Origin of the sequence: Halococcus morrhuae DSM 1307, assembly GCF_000336695.1 — an archaeon.
Lineage (GTDB): Archaea > Halobacteriota > Halobacteria > Halobacteriales > Halococcaceae > Halococcus > Halococcus morrhuae.
This window is the reverse complement of the sequence record NZ_AOMC01000091.1, coordinates 53,324-71,408: the sequence shown is the minus strand read 5'-3', so window position 1 is coordinate 71,408 and position 18,085 is coordinate 53,324. Positions and strand designations below refer to the sequence as shown.

General features: G+C 66.8%; 16 protein-coding genes. 9 read left to right on the top strand and 7 right to left on the bottom strand.

Going from position 1 to position 18,085, the window contains the following annotated elements; translation table 11 throughout:
* The first annotated feature begins 51 nt into the window (after positions 1-51).
* The gene (locus tag C448_RS06350) at positions 52-399 is read left to right on the top strand and encodes a DUF7322 domain-containing protein (RefSeq protein ID WP_004052899.1); all 348 of its coding nucleotides are present in this window, start codon (positions 52-54) and stop codon (positions 397-399) included.
* A gap of 24 nt (positions 400-423) precedes the next feature.
* Positions 424-846 (top strand): DUF7346 family protein, encoded by a 423-nt coding sequence (locus C448_RS06345; protein WP_004052898.1) that lies wholly within the window; start codon positions 424-426, stop codon positions 844-846.
* Positions 847-951: 105 nt separating this feature from the next.
* Here the strand turns inward: C448_RS06345 and C448_RS06340 are convergent, their stop codons facing one another.
* Positions 952-2,166, bottom strand: a complete 1,215-nt coding sequence (locus C448_RS06340; protein ID WP_049916110.1) for a cytochrome P450 — start codon at positions 2,164-2,166, stop codon at positions 952-954.
* Positions 2,167-2,528: 362 nt separating this feature from the next.
* Here C448_RS06340 and C448_RS06335 point away from each other — a divergent pair, with 362 nt between their 5' ends.
* On the top strand, positions 2,529-3,584 hold the full coding sequence (locus C448_RS06335) for an AI-2E family transporter (protein ID WP_004052896.1): 1,056 nt from the start codon (positions 2,529-2,531) through the stop codon (positions 3,582-3,584).
* A gap of 414 nt (positions 3,585-3,998) precedes the next feature.
* On the opposite strand, the gene C448_RS06330 is transcribed toward C448_RS06335, so the two are convergent.
* A complete protein-coding gene (locus C448_RS06330) occupies positions 3,999-4,805 on the bottom strand; it encodes a DUF7388 family protein (RefSeq protein WP_004052895.1) in 807 nt (268 codons plus the stop codon).
* 237 nt (positions 4,806-5,042) lie between these two features.
* Here C448_RS06330 and C448_RS06325 point away from each other — a divergent pair, with 237 nt between their 5' ends.
* From C448_RS06325 to C448_RS06310, 4 genes are all read left to right on the top strand, one after another.
* On the top strand, positions 5,043-7,268 hold the full coding sequence (locus C448_RS06325; protein WP_004052894.1) for a heavy metal translocating P-type ATPase: 2,226 nt from the start codon (positions 5,043-5,045) through the stop codon (positions 7,266-7,268).
* Positions 7,269-7,350: 82 nt separating this feature from the next.
* A complete protein-coding gene (locus C448_RS06320; protein ID WP_004052893.1) occupies positions 7,351-7,842 on the top strand; it encodes a CBS domain-containing protein in 492 nt (163 codons plus the stop codon).
* A 49-nt stretch (positions 7,843-7,891) separates the two neighbouring features.
* On the top strand, positions 7,892-10,267 hold the full coding sequence (locus tag C448_RS06315) for a penicillin acylase family protein (RefSeq protein ID WP_004052892.1): 2,376 nt from the start codon (positions 7,892-7,894) through the stop codon (positions 10,265-10,267).
* Entirely contained in the window at positions 10,264-10,602 is a 339-nt protein-coding gene (locus C448_RS06310; RefSeq protein WP_004052891.1) for a hypothetical protein, read from the top strand. The genes C448_RS06315 and C448_RS06310 overlap by 4 nt, the downstream gene beginning before the upstream one ends.
* An 89-nt stretch (positions 10,603-10,691) precedes the next feature.
* On the opposite strand, the gene thiD is transcribed toward C448_RS06310, so the two are convergent.
* The 5 genes from thiD to C448_RS06290 form a co-directional block, all read right to left on the bottom strand.
* Positions 10,692-12,035, bottom strand: coding sequence for a bifunctional hydroxymethylpyrimidine kinase/phosphomethylpyrimidine kinase (gene thiD, locus C448_RS06305; protein ID WP_004052890.1), 1,344 nt, complete (start codon positions 12,033-12,035; stop codon positions 10,692-10,694).
* The gene (locus C448_RS16145) at positions 12,032-12,178 is read right to left on the bottom strand and encodes a hypothetical protein (RefSeq protein WP_160162782.1); all 147 of its coding nucleotides are present in this window, start codon (positions 12,176-12,178) and stop codon (positions 12,032-12,034) included. Before C448_RS16145 ends, thiD begins: the two co-directional genes overlap by 4 nt.
* The gene (locus C448_RS06300; RefSeq protein WP_004052888.1) at positions 12,175-13,725 is read right to left on the bottom strand and encodes a sodium:solute symporter family transporter; all 1,551 of its coding nucleotides are present in this window, start codon (positions 13,723-13,725) and stop codon (positions 12,175-12,177) included. The genes C448_RS16145 and C448_RS06300 overlap by 4 nt, the downstream gene beginning before the upstream one ends.
* Positions 13,726-14,406, bottom strand: coding sequence for a thiaminase II (gene tenA, locus C448_RS06295; RefSeq protein WP_004052886.1), 681 nt, complete (start codon positions 14,404-14,406; stop codon positions 13,726-13,728).
* 200 nt (positions 14,407-14,606) lie between these two features.
* On the bottom strand, positions 14,607-14,804 hold the full coding sequence (locus C448_RS06290; protein WP_004052885.1) for a DUF7535 family protein: 198 nt from the start codon (positions 14,802-14,804) through the stop codon (positions 14,607-14,609).
* Positions 14,805-14,995: 191 nt separating this feature from the next.
* On the opposite strand from C448_RS06290, the gene mutL reads away from it, so the two are divergent.
* Both mutL and C448_RS06280 read left to right on the top strand, forming a co-directional pair.
* Positions 14,996-17,056, top strand: coding sequence for a DNA mismatch repair endonuclease MutL (gene mutL, locus C448_RS06285; RefSeq protein ID WP_049916116.1), 2,061 nt, complete (start codon positions 14,996-14,998; stop codon positions 17,054-17,056).
* Between the two features lie 47 nt (positions 17,057-17,103).
* Positions 17,104-18,039: a PfkB family carbohydrate kinase gene (locus C448_RS06280; RefSeq protein ID WP_004052880.1), complete on the top strand. Its 936-nt coding sequence runs from the start codon at positions 17,104-17,106 to the stop codon at positions 18,037-18,039.
* Positions 18,040-18,085: the final 46 nt, after the last annotated feature.

The window sequence follows — 18,085 nt, the reverse complement described above, 5'->3', positions numbered from 1 at the left end:
GTCCGCGACGAACCGAAACACGGTTGTTCACGACGGCACGATATCGATATCGTGTCCGACGATCCCGTCGACGGCTCGATCGACCGGTTCGAACCGGACGAGCCGGACCCCGAAGCCGAATACGGCCCCGATATCCCGTCGGTTTCGGTTCCCGACGCGACGGAAAACATCCCATCGGTCTCGATCCCCGAGATCGGCGACACCGACGTGCCGCCGGGGCTGGCGCGAGCGTTCTGGGGTGCGGTCGTCGCGGTCAATATCGGCCTGTTCGCGGTTTCCCTCGGCCTCATGGTCGCCGTCTTTCGGGGCCAGTGGCAACTCGGCGCGACCGCGATCGCCCTCGGGGTCGTGGCGCTGCTCTCGGGCTATCGCCGCTACCGAGCCCATCAGAACCGCTAACGGGACGCGGTTCCAAACGGCGACATGCAGACCGTTCGTACCGATGACGGCGACCGCTATCTCCTCGTCCGTCGTTCCGGCGAATCCAGTCGTGTGCGCGATCCCGCGACCGGCGAGGAACGCAGCCTCGCCACCGAACGCCTCGAAACACTCCCCGATGAGTCGGCGCTCGACACGGCCGCCAGCGCGATTCCGGAACCGGTTCGCCGGCTGATGAGCGCCGTACCCAATAATCGTGCGCTCGGACTGCTCCGCGAAATCGATGCTCGGGGGCCGGTCGCGGTCCGCGACCTTCTGGGATACGATCTCTGTGAAAGCGATCTCCACGGTCTCTGCGGGGAGTTCCGAGCAGCCGAACTGATCGAACCCTGTGAGGTCGCCGGCGAGCGCGGCTATCGGACGACCGCCGACGCGAGCACGGCGCTTGCCACCCTCCGCGAGGAGTGAGGACTGTCGTCTGTGAGTTCGACACGATCGTCGATCGAGGCCGGCTAGACGATCACTCTGGATACCCGTCGACTGCCTCCAGAAGACGACGCCGACACGGAACGGTCAGGTACTGAACTGAACCGGCAGTCGCTGGACACCGTAGAGGAACGTGCTCTCGACGGGTTGGAGCTCCGTCTCGGCGAGCTGCATCGTCTCGAAGCGGTCGAACAGCGTCGAGAGGGCGACTCTGGCTTCGAGGCGTGCCAGATGTGCCCCGAGACAGAAGTGAACGCCGCTGCCGAAGGCGAGATGCTGATTCGGTGATCGGTCCGGAACGAACGTGCCGGGATCGTCGAACTTGTCACCATCGTGGTTCGCTGCGCCGTTCCACACGACCACTCTGTCGCCCGCCTCGACGGAATGCTCGCCGAGCCGCGTGTCGGTCGTCGCGACGCGTGAAACCGCTTGAATCGGCGATTGGTATCGTAGCACTTCTTCGACGGCGAGTTCGAGCGAGGCGATGTCGCGAACCGATTCGATCCCATCGTGGAGCGTTGCGAAACACCGAATCGCGTTCGTGATCAGGTTCGTCGTCGTGATATTGCCGGCGATCAACAGCAATGCGAGAAAACCGAGCGTTTCGCCCTCCGAGAGCGTGGTGCCCTCGACTTCGGCGTGGATGACGTCACTGATGAGATCGTCGCGCGGGTCTTCCCGACGCCGTTCGATCAGTTCCGTGAAATACGTCGCCATCTCGGCTTGGGCCTGTAGCTGCGCCTCTTTGACGGTCTCCGCGCTCACTGTGGCCGCCTCCGGCCCTTCGACGATGGTGTCGGACCACTGTTTGAACTGCTCGCGGTCGTCCGCCGGGACGCCGATGAGTTCGGCGATCACGGTGACCGGGAGCGGCGTGGCGAGATCCGCGACGACATCCAGTTCGCCGTCATCGACGACGGCATCGATATACTCGTTGGTGATGTCGCGGATGTGCGGGGCGAGATGTTTCACCGCGCCGGGTTTGAACGGATCGTCGACGACTTTTCGGAGTTCATCGTGGCGAGGTGGGTCGGTGTTGAGCATGGTTTCGAGCGCCATGCCGTCGGTTTCGCCCTCACCCTGCGCCGTCAACGGTCGCTCCGAGGAGAACGTTTCCGGATCGTGGAGCACGTCGTGAACGTCGTCGTATCGAAACACGTCCCAACACTCGCGATCCTCGTCGTAGCGGATCGGCGACTCCTCGTGCATCTCCCGATACCACGGGAACGGATCGAGGCGTGCGTCCCGCGTCGAGAGCGCCTCCGGCTGCGCCACCGGTCCTGACATGCCTGACGTTGCCATACCCCGTGTTCATCGAACAGTCGTATAGTGTTTCTCGTTAATAAATCATTACTGTCATACTTGGAACTGGTGAATCCGATCACAACAGCAGTCCATGTTCGCAATTCGATAACGTATTTCCCACAAAACGCCGATCCATGCGGGTATGATCATACGACTTCCCACTCGGTTGTTTTGCTCACATTATCCGAAGTCAGTCCGATTCACGATTGAATCATTCTAATTCTATCTGAACCGATGGTCCGTCCGGCGATATATAACGAAATGAACCGATCGATGCCATCACGACCGGATCGAAACACGACCGTCGCGCTGGGGGAGTAACCGCCCATAGTTTAGTGGCAGCCGCGAGGATCATCGGCATGGAACTCGATCAAGGGGTGCTCGCCGCGGCCATCGTCGTCTTCGCGGCACTCTCGTTGCTGGTGGTTCTCCCGCTCGCCCAGTACGTCCTGCTCGCGCTACTGCTCGGTTACGTGCTCTATCCGCTTCAGAGACGCCTCGCTCCGCGGATCGGCGCGCGGATCGCCTCGGGCTCGCTCATCCTCGCGACGGCGCTCGTGGTTCTGATCCCGCTCGGGACGGTGATCACGATCGCCGCGCGGCAGGCGTTGCAGGTCTACCGGGCCATCCGTTCCGGCAACCTCGGGGTCGACACCGTCGAGCAGTTCATCGGCGAGCAGTTCGGCGTCGCCGTCGACGTCAGCCGATTGCTCGGCGAGTTCAATCCGAACGAGCTCGTCAACGTGGTCGAGGGCAGCGGGGGATCGGCGCTGTTCGGCGGCGTGATGAAGGTCTTCGGCGGGCTCTCGGACGTCGCCCTCGGTCTGACGGTGTTGCTCTTTCTCACGTATTACCTGCTCGTCGACGGCTCGGCCTCGATGCGCTGGCTGCGCGGCGTCTCCCCGCTGTCCGATGCCGCCTGGTCGGAGCTCGTCGAGCGCGTCGATCAGCTCGTGTGGGCCGTGATCGTCGGCAACGTCGCGGTGGCGGTCGTCCAGGGCGTGCTCACCGGCATCGGGCTGGTAGTCCTCGATTTCCCGAGCGCCGTCTTCTGGACAGTCGTCACGGTGGTGCTCGGACTACTGCCGCTCATCGGCGCGTTCATCGTCTGGGCACCGGCGGCGGCCTATCTGCTGATCATCGGTCGTCCCGTCGCCGCCGTGGTGCTGTTCGTCTACGGAGCCACGGTCGTGAGCCTCTCCGACAACTACCTCAGACCGGTCATCGGCGGCCGCGAGGCGGGTCTCAACCCTGGCCTGTTCGTCCTCGGCATCGCCGGTGGGCTGTTCGTCTTCGGCTTTCTCGGCGTGTTCTTCGGCCCCGTCGTTCTCGGGATCCTCAAGGTGGTCGTCGAGCTGTTCGCCCGCGAGCGCGCACCGGCAGGTCCGGGCGATGGAGGGCGTCGCGCTAGCTGATCGTCGGTTGGAGCGTTCCGATATTCGCCTCACGCCGGGTCGAACACGGTTCGATAACCGTCGCGCATGAACCGACGAATACGACCCGAGTATATACCACCTTGAGTCGTCATGGCCCACCTCTTTGACGGATGGCTGTCTGCATCCGAGCGGGAACACGGCACAGCGGAGGACGGATAGTTCATGGGCCTCCGCAGCGCGTGTCTCTGGCATCACCGCGCCCCCGTGTCCCCGGCGGCCGCCGTCAAACTGCGGAGATCCTATCACCGAACAGTAACCACGAGCCACATCGAAGAGGAAACGATTCACATGGGGCGTTTCGCGGCGTCCTCAGGCGACGTTCGTCTCCTCGCGTAGGTCATCCTGCTCGAAGCGGTCGCTTCCCAGTACGTCGATATCGACGAATGCCGGCGATCAGCGCCCGAGCGCCGCGGGACCGCGCGCCGGATAGCCGACGAGCGTGTCGACGCCGGCCGAGCGGAGTTCGTCGATGCGTTTATCGATCGTGTTGTCGGTGCCAACGAGCGCGAACCGCTCGATCGCCGAGAGCAGTACCGAACGGGGTTCGCCCGTCGCTCCCGCATCGGTTCGCATCCCGTCGGCGGCGGTCGCGACATCCCCGCGCGCATCGTCGAGGGCGGCGGCGACCGAACCCCGACGGGCAACGTAGTCGCCGAGCGCGTCCAGGAGAACGTCCTCGTCGGCGCTGCGCACGACGGGGGTGTAGACGGCGATCCCGTCGTCGAACCCCGCCGCCCGGAGCGCGCGCACCTCGCGGACGGTCGTCGGCGCGAGCAGTTCGAACTGGGTGCCGCCGGCTGCGAGCGCGACCCGCCCGATCCCCTCGGTGCCGACCCACGCTGTCGGCGCGCGCTCGCGGGCCGCGCCGAGCCGCGGGGCGATGGCACGCGTTCGCTCCGTTTCGGTGAGATAGGCGGGGTTGCCCGCGACGAGCACGCGACCGACGGACTCGGGAAGCGATGCCGAGAGGCCGTCGTCGCCGAGCGGGTCGAACCCGTCGGCACGGACCGGCGTCGTGACCGACAGCGCCGTCTCGCGGGCGCGGTCGGCGAGCAGTGCTGGCTCCGGGAGGTGTTCGCGACCCTCGTAGTCGATGACTGCACGTTCGACGTCGGCGAGATCGACCGATTCGATGTCGATCTCGGTCGGCTTGAGTGCGACGGCGTCGAACCCGCTCGCGAATTCGCCGAGATCACTCACGGGCGATCACCAGCCGGGATCGAAGAACAGGGTTGCAGCGACTATCGCGGAACACGATCCATCGTCTGTGCGACCATACCGGCTCTCGGTCGATCGAGGCTCAAAACCCCGTCGGTTCGGATGGCGTGTTCCCGCCGAGATCGCTCCGGGCGAACCGTGGTGCTCATTGAATCCGACGGCGAAGCGCTCGCGTCACGGTTCGACGAACGGTAACCGACCGGCGAGCGTACGCACTCCATGTACGCTGATTCCACCACCCACGACTCGCGCACGACAACCGACACAGCGGCCGCCGAGACGGCGTATTTCTCGCTGCGCGGAATGCACACCCGCGCCTGCGAGTCGTTTCTCGAAACGCTCGCGACCGATATCGACGGCGTTCGCGACGCGGCGGCGAGCTACAGCGCCGAGTCGGTCCGCGTGACCTACGATCCTGAACGGGTCGACACCGACGCCATCGCCGACGGGCTCTCGCGGTGGGGCTACCGGGCATCGGCCCCCTCGCCGGACGCGACCGACGAGGACCGTAGCGCGCTCGCGTTCGACCGCGTCAGGACGGCCTTCGCGATCATCGTCGTCGCGCCGGTCTACATGCTCTATCTGGTTTTCTTCTATCCGGTCTATCTCGGCTTCTATCCCGACGCGTATCTCGACGCCAACGCCATCGTCGTCGGGCTGTACGGCCCGGTCGTCCTGTTCACGACGATCACCGTCTTCGGCGTCGGCTTCCCGATCTTCCGCTCGGCATATATCAGCCTCCGCGAGCGCCGACTCACCCTCGACGTGCTGATCGCGCTGTCGGCGCTCGCCACGTATGCGTATTCGGTGCTCTCGCTCGCGTTCTTCGACAAGGCCTACCTCTCGTTCGACGTCGCGATGACGATCATCGTCGTGGCGACGATCGCCAACTACGTGCGCGCCGCCGACGAGCAGCGCACCATCACTGACCTCGCCGAACGACTCGACGGCTCGCAATCGCGTGCGACGCGACTCACCAATGGTGGTACCGAGACGCTCCCGGCCGACGACTGCGAGGCCGGCGACACGCTGCTGGTCAAGCCCGGCGAGCACGTCCCGCTCGACGGCCGGGTGATCGACGGTCGTGGGGCGGTCGACGAGGCGCTCGTCACCGGCGAGGCGCGCCCACAGCGAAAGGTCCCTGGCGACGGCGTGGTCGGCGGCTCGATCGCGATCGACGGTGCCTTCGAGATTCGAGTCGGCGACGGCGCGACCAGCCTGCTCGACCGACTCCGCGCACTCGTCTGGGATCTGCGGGCGACGCGGACGAACGCCGCCCGGCTCACGAGTCGGATCGCCAGACGGTACGTCCCGCTGGTCTCCGCGCTCGCCGTCGTGACGTTCGCGGGCTGGCTGCTCGCCGGTGCGACGCTCGATACGGCGTTGCTGACGGGGCTGTCGGTGCTGGTCGTCGCCTGCCCGGTGGCGCTGGCGCTGGCCGGCCCGCTCGCGCTCGGGCGCGGTCTCGCGACGGCGGCCGACTGCGGGGTGGCCGTCCTCGATCGGACGCTGCTCGAACGGATCACCGACGTCGATATCGTCGCGTTCGACAAGACCGGGACGCTCACGACCGGCGAACTGCACGTGACCGGCATCACGGCGCTCGGCGATCGGGAGGAACTCCTCGCGCGTGCGGCCGCCGTCGAATCGCGCTCGGGCCATCCGATCGCGGCGGCCATCGGCGAGCAAGCGACACCGACCGAGGACGTCGGCGAGTTCGAGTACCATCGCTACGGCGTCAGCGCCACCGTCGAGGGGTCGCGGACGGCAGTCGGCAACCCGGCGCTGTTCGACGAACTCGATTGGGAAATCCCCGAAACGGTACGATCACGGGTCGCTGAGATCCGTGCGGCGGGCGAACTCCCGGCGGTCGTCGGCTGGGACGACGCGGCGACGGGCGTCGTCGCGCTTGCGGACGCACCACGGGAGGGATGGAACGAAGTCGTCGAGCGCCTCGCGGCCGACGGCCGGCGTGTGGTCTGCATCACGGGCGACGATCCGCAGGTCGCCGCCCGGTTCGAGGAATCGGCCATCGACGAGGTGTTCGCCGACGTGGCACCCGAGGCAAAGGAGGAGATCGTTCAGGAGCTCGGGGAGGCGGGGACGGTGGCGATGGTCGGCGACGGCACCAACGACGCGCCGGCGCTCGCGGCGGCCGACGTCGGCGTGGCGATGCTGGCGGGCAGCGATTTCACCGCCACGGCCGCCGACGCGCTGTTGACGAGCGACGATCTCGACTCGTTCATCGACTGTCTCGCCATCGCTCGCAGGACGCGCCGGCGGTTCGTCGGGAATCTCGTGCTCGCGATCGCCGTTCCGGTCGTCGGGATGATGCTGGCAGTCGCGGGCGTCGTCACTCCTGTCGTCGCGTCCGCGTTGCTCGTCGTCGGCACGCTTCTCGTCGTCCTCAATAGCCGCCGTTCGTTGGCGGGAGACAACTCCTGACCGTCGGGAACGCCGGGTAGGTGGTGTCCGACACCGGGAGCGACACCGCAAGAGCTACCATCGCGCCGCGAGGCGTTCCAGTATGTCCGTTCGCGCGCGTGACATCATGACGAGCGAGGTCGAAAGCGTCGGCTCGGACGAGGAGATCAGCACCGTGCTGACGCGGCTCTCGCGGGCCGAGTTCAACGGGTTCCCGGTCGTCGACGACGGCCAGCTGGTCGGGATCGTCACACAGGGCGATCTCGTCGACCTGTTCCAGCCGAGCGACCGCACGCTCTGGATCCCGATCGGCTTTCCGCCGTTCATCGAACCGATCGACTACGCCTTCGATTTCTCGTGGGACGATCTCGACGTCAACCTCGATCTCGCGAAACACGCCGGTAAGCCGATCAGCACCGTGATGACCGAGGACGTCGTCACCGTCGAGCCCGACGCCAGTCTTGACGAAGTGCTCTCGGTGCTGGCCGACGCGGAGCGCGACATCAATCGCGTACCGGTGATCGACGACGATGAGATCGTCGGCATCATCACTCGCGAGGATCTCCTGCGGACGCTCGATCGCGAGCGCGAGTAGCCCACCGGGGCGCTCGTGGTTTTATATCACGGGCCATCCAGGGTCGAATATGGCACGCGATCTCACGCGCCGCGCGCTCGTCGGGGCGATCCTGGCGGGCGGCGGCGCGGTCGGTGCGCTCTCGCCAGTGCGTGGCTATCTCGAACGGTTCGCGCCGCTCACGGGCTCGGCCTGGGAATCGACCGAGCGCGAAACGGAGACCGTCGAGAGCTCCCACGGGAACGCTACGGTGCGCTACGACGACTACGGAACGCCCCACATCGACGCCGAGAACGAGGACGCGCTCTACTTCGCGGTCGGCTACACGCAGGCACGCGATCGCGCCTTCCAGATGGATCTCCAGCGCCGGCAGATGCGCGGGCGGCTCTCGGAAGTCGTCGGCGACGCGACGCTCGACTCCGACATATTCCATACGAAGATGGACTTCGACGGCGCGGCGCAGGCGAACGTCGCACTGCTCGAGGACACCGAAGCAGGAGCACTCGGCGAGACCTACGCCGAGGGCGTCAACGCGGTGCTGACCGACGATCCTTCGGCGATCGAGTTCTCGCTGCTCGACTACCAGCCGGACCCCTGGAAACCGGTTGATACGATGTTGCTCCAGAAACAGATCGCCTGGACGCTCACGGGGAGTTTCAGAACGCTCAGAAAGGCGCTCGTCGCCGACCGATTGGGGAAGGCGGCGGCCCGCCAACTCTACCCCGACCGTTTCGATCACGATTCGCCCATCATCCGCGGGCAGCGCGCGGCAGGATCGTCGTCGAACGGATCGGCGGGCCGATCGTCGTCGGGCAAACACACCGTCGATCCGGGACTCGTCGATTGGCTGAGCAGCTACGAGTCTCCAGCGGGGATCGGCTCGAACAGCTGGGTCGTCTCGGGCGAGCAGACGAAAAGCGGCCTGCCGATCGTGGCGAACGACCCGCATCTGAGCCTGATGAGTCCCCCTGTGTGGTACGAGATGAACCTCCGGACCGACGACGTGAGCGTGCGCGGCGTGACCTTCCCCGGCGTCCCGTTCGTCGTCATCGGCGAGAACGACGCCGGCGCGTGGGGCTTTACCAACACCGGCGCGGACGTGATCGATTTCTATCGATACGACACGCGGGATGGCCAGTATCGGTACAAAAACGAGTGGCGCGCGTTCGACACCGAACGTCGTGAGATCCCGGTCAGCGGTGGCGAGAACAGGACGGTAACGGTCAAAAAGACCGTCCACGGGCCGGTCATCGAGCGCGAGGGCAGTCGCGTCGGCGTCGCCTGGACAGGGCTGTCGGCCGAACGGACGCCACAGGCGATCTACGAGTACAGCCACAGCGACGGGCTCGACGATATGCTGAAATCGACGGAAAAATTCGACACGCCGACACAGAACCTCGTCTACGCGGATCGGGACGGCAACACGCTCTACTCCGTCACCGGACGAATCCCGATCCGCACCGTTGACGGCAAGGAAGTCTCCGGAGCGCAGATCTTCGACGGCTCCGCGGGCGAAGGCGAGTGGCAGGGGTTCACGCCCTACGGACGTTCCTCCTGGGAGGGGTTCATCCCGTTCGACGAGAAGCCGGGCGTCGTCAACCCCGACTACATCGGGACGGCGAACCAGCGCATCGTCGACGATCCGGCGCATTACATCGCCGAGGCGTACTCCGATCCCTACCGCGGCATCCGGATCTACGATCTGCTCGATCGGCGAGCGACGTCGGACAAACCGATCGACCGCGCGTTCGTGAAGCGCATGCAGCGCGACACGCTCGATCTCCGGGCGCAAGCACTCGTCCCGCCGCTCGTCGCGGCCACACGCGACGCGGACGACACCGACGAGCTGGATCGGTACGTCGACGCGCTCGACTCCTGGAACCATCGGATGGAGCGCGACTCGCTCGCGGCGCTCGTGTTCGTTCGCTGGTTCGAGCAGTATCGCAAGGCGACGTTCGGCCCGGAATTCCGCGCTGCCGGACTGGACGAATCGTACTTCCCCGCCGACTGGGTGCTCCAACATCTCGATCGGGAGAGCCGGTGGTTCGGTGCGGACTCGCGCGCAACGGTGATGATCGAGGCACTGCGGGCAGCCGTCGCGACGATCGAGAGAAACGGCGAGGAGCGATACGGCGACTACAACACCACCGGCGCGATGGACCACCCGCTGGGTCTCGAGTTCCTCGGCTATCCCGCCGAACCGACCGACGGCTCGCGCGCGACGGTGAACAACTACGCCGTCGAGAACCCCACCGGCAGCAGTTGGCGGATGATCGTGCCGATGGCCGGCAACTCTCAAGCAATCCTTCCCGGCGGGAACTCCGGGAACCACTTCTCGCCGCACTACGACGACCAGCTCCAGATGTGGGCCGACGGCGAGTACAAATCCATGTCACGGAAGCTCCGTGGAACCCCGACCTACACTTTCGAGCGAGGGAGCAAATGAGCGCCACGAACCGCGTGCGGACGGCGGTCGCCGACGGGCGCGTCAGGTGGCTGGCGATGGTCGCAGCCATCGCGATCGGACTCGCCGCGAGCGCGCTCCACTGGACCGGCCTGTTCGTGGGTGGCGTGCTCTGCGGTGCGGTGGCCGCCGATCGTCGGCGGGCGCTGCTCGCCGGGTTCGGGTTCGGCGTGCTCGTCTGGGTCGTCTTCGCGCTCTCGCTGGCTGTGAGCGGCGATTTCGATGCCTACCTGGCGATGGGGCAGATCACCGCCGTGAGCGCCGTCATCCCGGTCGCGACGGCGACCCTCGGAGCGCTTTCGCGCTGGCTCGTGTAGCGATCGAGGATTCTCCACAACGAATCGAATATATCCGGTGAACCACGAGCAGTCGTCGATCCGACGACCGGGGTGTTGCTCGCGAAAAATCAGACCGCGTCGGCAAGCGCCAGTAGTCGCTCCTCCAGAACGACCGGCGAGGCTGCGAACAGTCGACAGATCGATTCCTCGCCGACCACACCGCGATCGAACACCGCGTCAGGGACCGTTTCCCGATTGCCCATCGCCCGCTCGATCGCCCACGCCGCCGACTCGCCTCCGGATTCGCCGATCGAATCGGTGTCGGATCGGGTTCGATCGACTTCGACAGCATCGAACTCGTCGGTGACGGCCTCCGCCACCGTGTCGTCGAGGCGGACGGTCGCGGCAGCGACGACCGAATGATCGTGTTCGCGAGCGGCGAGCAACGACCGGGCGACGTGATCCGACACGCCGAACCGGGGACAGCCGGCGGCCGCCACGCCGTCGGCGGTCCGGTGGAGTCGCCCATCGACGGCGGCCACGTCGTCGGCGTCCATCGCGTACGGTGTGGCGACGGCGACGTTCAGTCCGATCTCGGGAACGAGCGCGTCGATCCCGCTTCGTTCGAGTGTTTCGACGAGAGCACGCACGTCGTCGAGCGCGTCGGCACGGGCGGCATCGTCGTACAGCCCGGCGAGATGGTTGACCGGTCCGTCGCCGCTGCCGACGGCGAGCCCGTAGCGCACGGCGCGGTCGATGAACGCCTCGGCGTGCTCGACGGCCGCCGGCATCGTCGCCCCGCCGGCGAGTTCGGCGGCGATCGACGCCGAGATCGTACAGCCGCTGCCGTGGGTGTTGTCGGTGTCCCGGCGCGCCTTGCGGAACGTGTGCGTCTCGCTGTCGGCGGCGAGCACGTCGACGAGCTCGTCCTCGTGGAGGTGGCCTCCGGTCACGAGCACTGCGTCGGGGCCATCGGCAGCGATCTCCGCGGCGGCCGCGCGCATGTCCTCCTCGTCCTCGATCTCCACGTCGGTGAGCACCGCTGCCTCCGGCAGATTTGGCGTCACGAGCGTCGCCTGTGGGAGCAACTGTTTCTTGAGCACCGTTTCGGCCTCCGCGGCGAGCAGGCGATCGCCGCTCTGGGCGACCATCACGGGATCGACGACGAGCGGGAATTCGTGCTCCTCCAAGCTATCGGCGACCGTCTCGATGATGGCCGCCGAGCTGAGCATGCCCGTCTTCGCCGCGCTGACGGCGAAATCGTCCGTGACGGCGTCGATCTGTGCCGCGATGGTTTCGGTCGGGACGTCCTCGATCGCCGCGACGCCGCGCGTGTTCTGGGCGGTGACGCTCGTCAGGGCGCTCGTCCCGAAGACGCCGTGTGCCTCGATCGTCTTCAGGTCAGCCTGGATGCCGGCCCCGCCGCCGCTGTCCGATCCCGCAACCGTCAGCGCGATGTCACGCTCGGTCATGGCTGCACCTCGGCTCCCGCCGCCGAATCCGTTTCGGCCCGCGCTCCGCAGGCGAGCATCACGATGAGGAAGGCGAAGACGACGGCGACCGCCGCCAGACTGCCCCAGACGAGCAGCGCGAACGCGACCTCGCCGAGGATCATCGCTCTACCCCCTCGGACCCCGTCCCGTCGTCCGTCGGCCGTCCGCCGTCGGCCACGGGACCGGCTGCGTCGTCGAGCGAGTGGACCTCGGCCGCGAGGCTATCGAGATCGAACCGTCCATCGGACAGTCGCGCCGCGAGCAGCGAGAGCAGGGCGGAGACGCCCGCTGCGCCCGCAAAGGAGTGGATGAACGAGCCACCGGGCAGCAGCGGTCCGATAATCGGCAGCGCGACCAGCGCGCCGTGGAACGTCGGGAAATAGGCGAGTCCGACAAGCAGGCCGGCGACGCTGGCGAGCAGGACGCCGCGCTCGGTCGCTCGGCCGGAGTAGAGGCCGTGCAGAAATGGAATGAACGTCGCCGCGCCGAGGAGGTCGGCGAGCAAGAACAGTTCGAGCACCGAGTAGCCCTGTGCGCCGACCGCGATGGCCGCGATCGCGACGACGACCGTCAGCGCGCGGGCGGCGTACTGGAGCGTTCGCTCGTCGGGGTCGTCGAGCACGCGCGAGAGGTCGGCGGTGACGATGCTCGCGATCCCGTTGAACAGCGTGTCGGTCGTGCTCGTCACGAGCAACACGACGAGCACGACGACCCCGAGCGTCGCCCAGTCGGGCAGCGCCGCGGCGATGGCGACGAACAGCGCGACGCTCGGGCCCGCATCGCCCATTAGCCCGAGCCCGGCGGCCGAGACGCCGAGCAGCCCCGCCAGCAGGATCATCGGGACGGTGACGACCGCCGCGATGGCGAACCCGCGCCGGAGCGACGCATCGTCGGCGGCGGCGAAGACGCGCTGCCAGCGGCCCTGATTGAACACGCTGGAGCCGGTGATGGCGATGACGACGTAGCCGCCGAAGGCGAGGCCGGGCACGAAGCCGAGATCGAGCAGGTGTGGGTTCGCGCTCGCGATGGCCTGGTGGATGGCACCGGTGCCGCCGAGCCCGACGACGACCGCCGCGAAACTGAGCGTGAGCAGCGGCAGGATAACGAGCGTCTGGACCGTGTCGGTGAAGATGCTCGCCACGAGCCCGCCGTAGCCGGTGTAGACGAGCACGAAGCCGCCGATGATGGTCGCGGTGATCCAGGGTGGCACGTCGGCGACGAACGCGAGCGCGTCCGCGGCGGCGGTCATCCCCGCCGCGAGCGAGATGAACATGTAGAAGACCGCGATCAGGAGGGCGTAGCCGTACATCCACGCGCCGTAGCGCCCGTAGACGTACTCGGTCAGCGAGTGGCCCTGTGAGAGATACTCGCGCAGGCGGACGCCGACCGAGATGAACAGGAGCAATGGAACGGCGCTGCCGATGGCGTAGCCGCCGACCGCCGCGAGCCCGCCGAAGCCCGCGCCGGCCTCGGCGGGGCTGAACAGTATCCAGGCACCCATCCCGGAGGCGATCAGCGTGGCCGCCGTCGTTCCCGTATCCGCCGAATTGCGCGCGCTGATGTAGTCCTCGACCGAGAGCATGCGCGTGCGCGAGTGGGCGACCCCGAGTGCGGTCATGGCCGCGAGCACCGTGACCGTGACCCCGAGCGCGAGCGCGGTCGTGACCACTCAGACGACCTCCTGCCGGCGTTCGTGCGGCCAGGCTTCCTCGGTGTAGGCCATCTCCCAGAAGGCGTGTTCGAGCTGCGTGCAGCGCCGGAAGGCGGTCTCCATCTCGTCGCGAAGCGACGGGTGGCGCTCGGCACAGCGGTCGACCAACTCGGTCATCCACGCCACCGATTCGCGGAACTCGTCGCTGGTGTATTTCTCGATGAACGGCGTGTAGCGGTGATCGCCGTCGGAGCGCTCGGCCATGTGCTCGGCGATGTCGAGATAGCCACGCCCACAGGGGTAGATCGCGGCCGCGCCGACACCGAGCGGGCGCTCGGTGGCCGTCCGCAGCAGGTAGTTCGTGTAGGCGACACAGGTGGGGACCTTCTCGACGCTCGCGAGATCCTGGGGCGTGAGCCCGTAGTCGGCGGCGAACTCCCGGTGGAGATCCATCTCCTCGTCGACGATCGTGCCGGCGACCGAGAAACAGTGCGCCATCGTCTCCTCCTCGCGCGCTTTCGCCCCGAGAACAGCGAAGGTCTGTGCGTAATCGTGGAGATAGCGGTAGTCCTGCTCGACCCACGTCCGGAACGCCGCTTCGTCGAGGGTGCCGTCGGCCAGCTCGCGGATGAACGGGTGGTTCTTCTGGGCGGTCCACAGTTCCGATTCGGTCTCGACGAGATGGTCGCTGAAACTCATCAGGGAAACGCTACGCTCCCTGACTGATATAACTATCGAATAAAACTGGATTATATATCGGGGAGCGACGCGAACGTCTCTTTCGGAACAGGGACCGAGAGACGCTTGAATCGGCGATAGAGTGACGCTATTTGATCACGGCCGCATCGCGAGAGCATGTGCTGATCGATCGCTGCACGGTGAGGAATCGTTGCGGTGAATCAGCCGAAGAGTTTCATCGCGACCCAGCCGAGCGCGGCCAGGGGCAACAGCGGCAGCATCACTACGAGCATCCCCGCGAAGATCACGAGACCGACGACGTTCATCTCGCCGTTCGGCTGTACTCCGGCATCGGCCGTGACCGTCGGCGTCGCTCCCGGGAGTTCGCCGTCGTCGTCCTCGGTACTACTCTGACTCATGTATATATAGACGTGGACGACGCTAATAAAGCTGTAGCACCCGACCCGTCGACAGCGGTGGATTGATGCGTTTCTGTGTCCTCCGGAGAGATAATGAGCATCGAACCGAGCGGTGGATATCCTTCTTCGACGATCGGCTGGCGGCGAGCGCGTCGCCACGGAGCACACCGTCGACGAGCACGAACTACAGCATGACCGACGGGGAGATCCACCGGCTCGACCAGTCGACGATCGAGCGCATCGCCGCTGGCGAGGTGGTCGAACGGCCCGCCTCGGTGGTGAAGGAGCTCGTCGAGAACAGCCTCGATGCGGGTGCCTCGCGCGTGCGCATCGCCGTCGAGCGCGGCGGCAAGGACGGCGTGCGCGTGACCGACGACGGCACCGGGATGAGCGAGTCCGCCGTCGAGACGGCCGTCGAGAAACACACGACGAGCAAGATCGGCGACATCGAGGATCTCGAAGCGGGCGTCGAGAGCCTGGGGTTCCGGGGCGAGGCGCTCGCGGCGATCGGCGCGGTCTCGCGGCTCACGATCCGCACGAAGGCTAGCGAGGCCGATCGGGGCACCGAACTGACGATGGTCGGCGGCGAGATCGAGAGCATCGAACCGGCCGGCTGTCCCGTCGGTACGACCGTCGAGATCGACGACCTGTTCTACAACGTCCCGGCACGACGGAAGTATCTGAAGCAGGACCAGACCGAGTTCGGCCACGTCAGTCGCGTGGCGACGGGCTACGCGCTCTCGAACCCCGACCGCTCGCTCACGCTCTCGCACGACGACAGCGAGGTGTTCTCGACGACCGGCCAGGGAAGCCTCGAAAGCACGGTACTGGCGGTCTACGGCCGCGAGGTCGCCGAGGCGATGATCCCACTCGCCGGCGATCTCGACGAGGAAGGCCCGCTCGACGGCATCGACGGCGTCGTCAGCCATCCCGAGACGACGCGCGCGAGCACGCAGCAGTGTACGGTGTTCGTCAACGGTCGGTACGTCCGCGCGGGGGCCGTCCGCGACGCGATCGTGAAGGCCTACGGCGGCCAGCTCGCTACCGACCGCTACCCCTTCGCCGTCGTCTTCCTCTCGGTCCCGCCGAACACGGTCGACGTGAACGTCCACCCCCGAAAGCAGGAGATCAGGTTCGCCGACGAGGAGACGGTGCGAGAGCAGGTCGAAACGACCGTCGAGAACGCACTGCTGGAGGCGGGTCTCGTGCGTTCGGGCGCGCCGCGCGGCCGGTCAGCCCCCGAGCAGACGGCCATCGACCCGCATTCGACCGACGACGGGGCGAACGAGCAGGAGACGACCGACCAAGAGACGAACGACGCACGAGCGGACGGGACGACGGCCAACGAGACGGAACCAGCTGACCCTGCATCGGCAGCCGACCCAATCGGATCGACCTCCACAGCAGAGCCAGCGTCGAGAGACGACGAACCAGTCGGCGAGCAGCAGGCGGAGCCAACCGAACCAACGGAACCGGGAGAGACTTCGGAGTCTGTTGAGAGATCGCGGTCACCGGAACGGACGACGGATGGTGCGGCGAACGAAGCGGGAACCGAAGGGCGAAAATTCACCGAGACGCCCGCGCAGGCGACGCTCGATGGTGAGACGGTCGCCGACGAACCGGACTTCGAACAGCTCCCGCGCCTGCGTGTGCTCGGCCAGCTCCACGACACGTATTTCGTCTGCGAGTCGCCCGACGGACTCGTGCTCGTCGACCAGCACGCGGCCCACGAGCGGGTCAACTACGAACGACTGCGCAAGCGGGTCGCCGGCGAAACGAACATCCAAGAGCTCGCCGAGCCGGTCACGATCGAGCTGACGGCCGCCGAGAGCGCGCTGTTCGAGGAGTTCACCGAGGCGCTTTCGGCGCTTGGCTTTCGTGCCAGCCCGAGCGACGGGCGGGCCGTCGAGGTGGCGGCAGTGCCGGCGGTGCTCGCGGGCGCGGCCGATCCCGAACTGCTGCGGGACGCCCTGTCGGCGTTCGTCGACGAGCGCGATCCCGACGAGCCGATCACGCAGGTCAGTGACGCGTTGCTGGCCGATCTCGCCTGCTATCCGTCGATCACGGCCAACACGTCGCTGTCGGAAGGATCGGTGACGGAGCTACTGCGCGCGCTCGACGCCTGCGAGAACCCCTATGCCTGCCCGCACGGGCGTCCCGTCGTCATCGAACTGAGCGAGCGCGCACTCGACGAGCGCTTCGAGCGCGACTATCCCGGTCATGCTGGCCGGCGGGCGAGCCACGACCCATAGCGATCGTCGATCGGACGTATAATATACCACCGTCGAGATCCGAAATTATGGTCGACCTCCTCGCGGTCGGTGCGACTGCTCTGGAACTCACACCCCCGGATGACGAGCGGCTCGAAACGGCGACCGAACTGAGCGTCTCGGTGACGGGACCGGCATCGAACGCCACGATCGCGGCGAGTCGTCTCGGCACCGCAAGCGCGTGGCTCTCGAAGCTCCCGGATGATTCCCTCGGTCGGCGCGTCGCGGGCGAACTCCGTCGGCACGGCGTCGAGCCGGCGGTCTGCTGGGACGAAGGCCGGCAAGGACTGAGCTTCGTCGAGCGGGCGACGGCTCCGCGCGACGATGGTCGCATCGACGACCGGGCGGGCGCGGCGGTCGCATCACTGACGCCGGACGATCTCCCCGCGCTGGATTTGCAGGGGGCTGAAACCCTGTTCACGAGTGCGGCGACGCTGGCGCTCTCGGACACGCTCGCCGGGACGGTCGAAGAGCTGTTCGCGGCGTTCGACGGACGGACTGCGCTCGCTCTGAGCCGTTCCCGGGCGCTTGATTCGTCGGTCGCGCGCGTCGAGTCGATGCTATCGACGACGAACGTGCTTCTGGCGAGCGAGGCGGGTGCGGCGGCGCTCGGCGAGGACGGAACGCCGCCCGAGGCGGCCCACGCGCTCGCCGCCGCCCACGATCTCGACACCGTGGTGCTCGCCGATCCCAGGAGCGGCGCGCTCGTCTGGCACGAACGGACGGTCCACGAGCACGATCCGCCGGACACCGAGACGGTCGACGAGCGCGGCGCGTTCGACGCACTTTGTGGCGGCTTTCTCGGCCGCCGGATCGCCGGCGACAGCGTGAACGAGGCGCTCGCTGCCGGGGTTGCTTGCAGGGCACTCGCGCGCACCGTTCCGGGACCGATACCGCTGGTGACGCCGGAAGAGGTCGACAACTGCATCGCGGCGATGGATGGCGAGCGCAGCGGCCGTCGATAGGATCGATTCGATATGTCGACAATCGTTCGCAATCGTTATTCCCCGA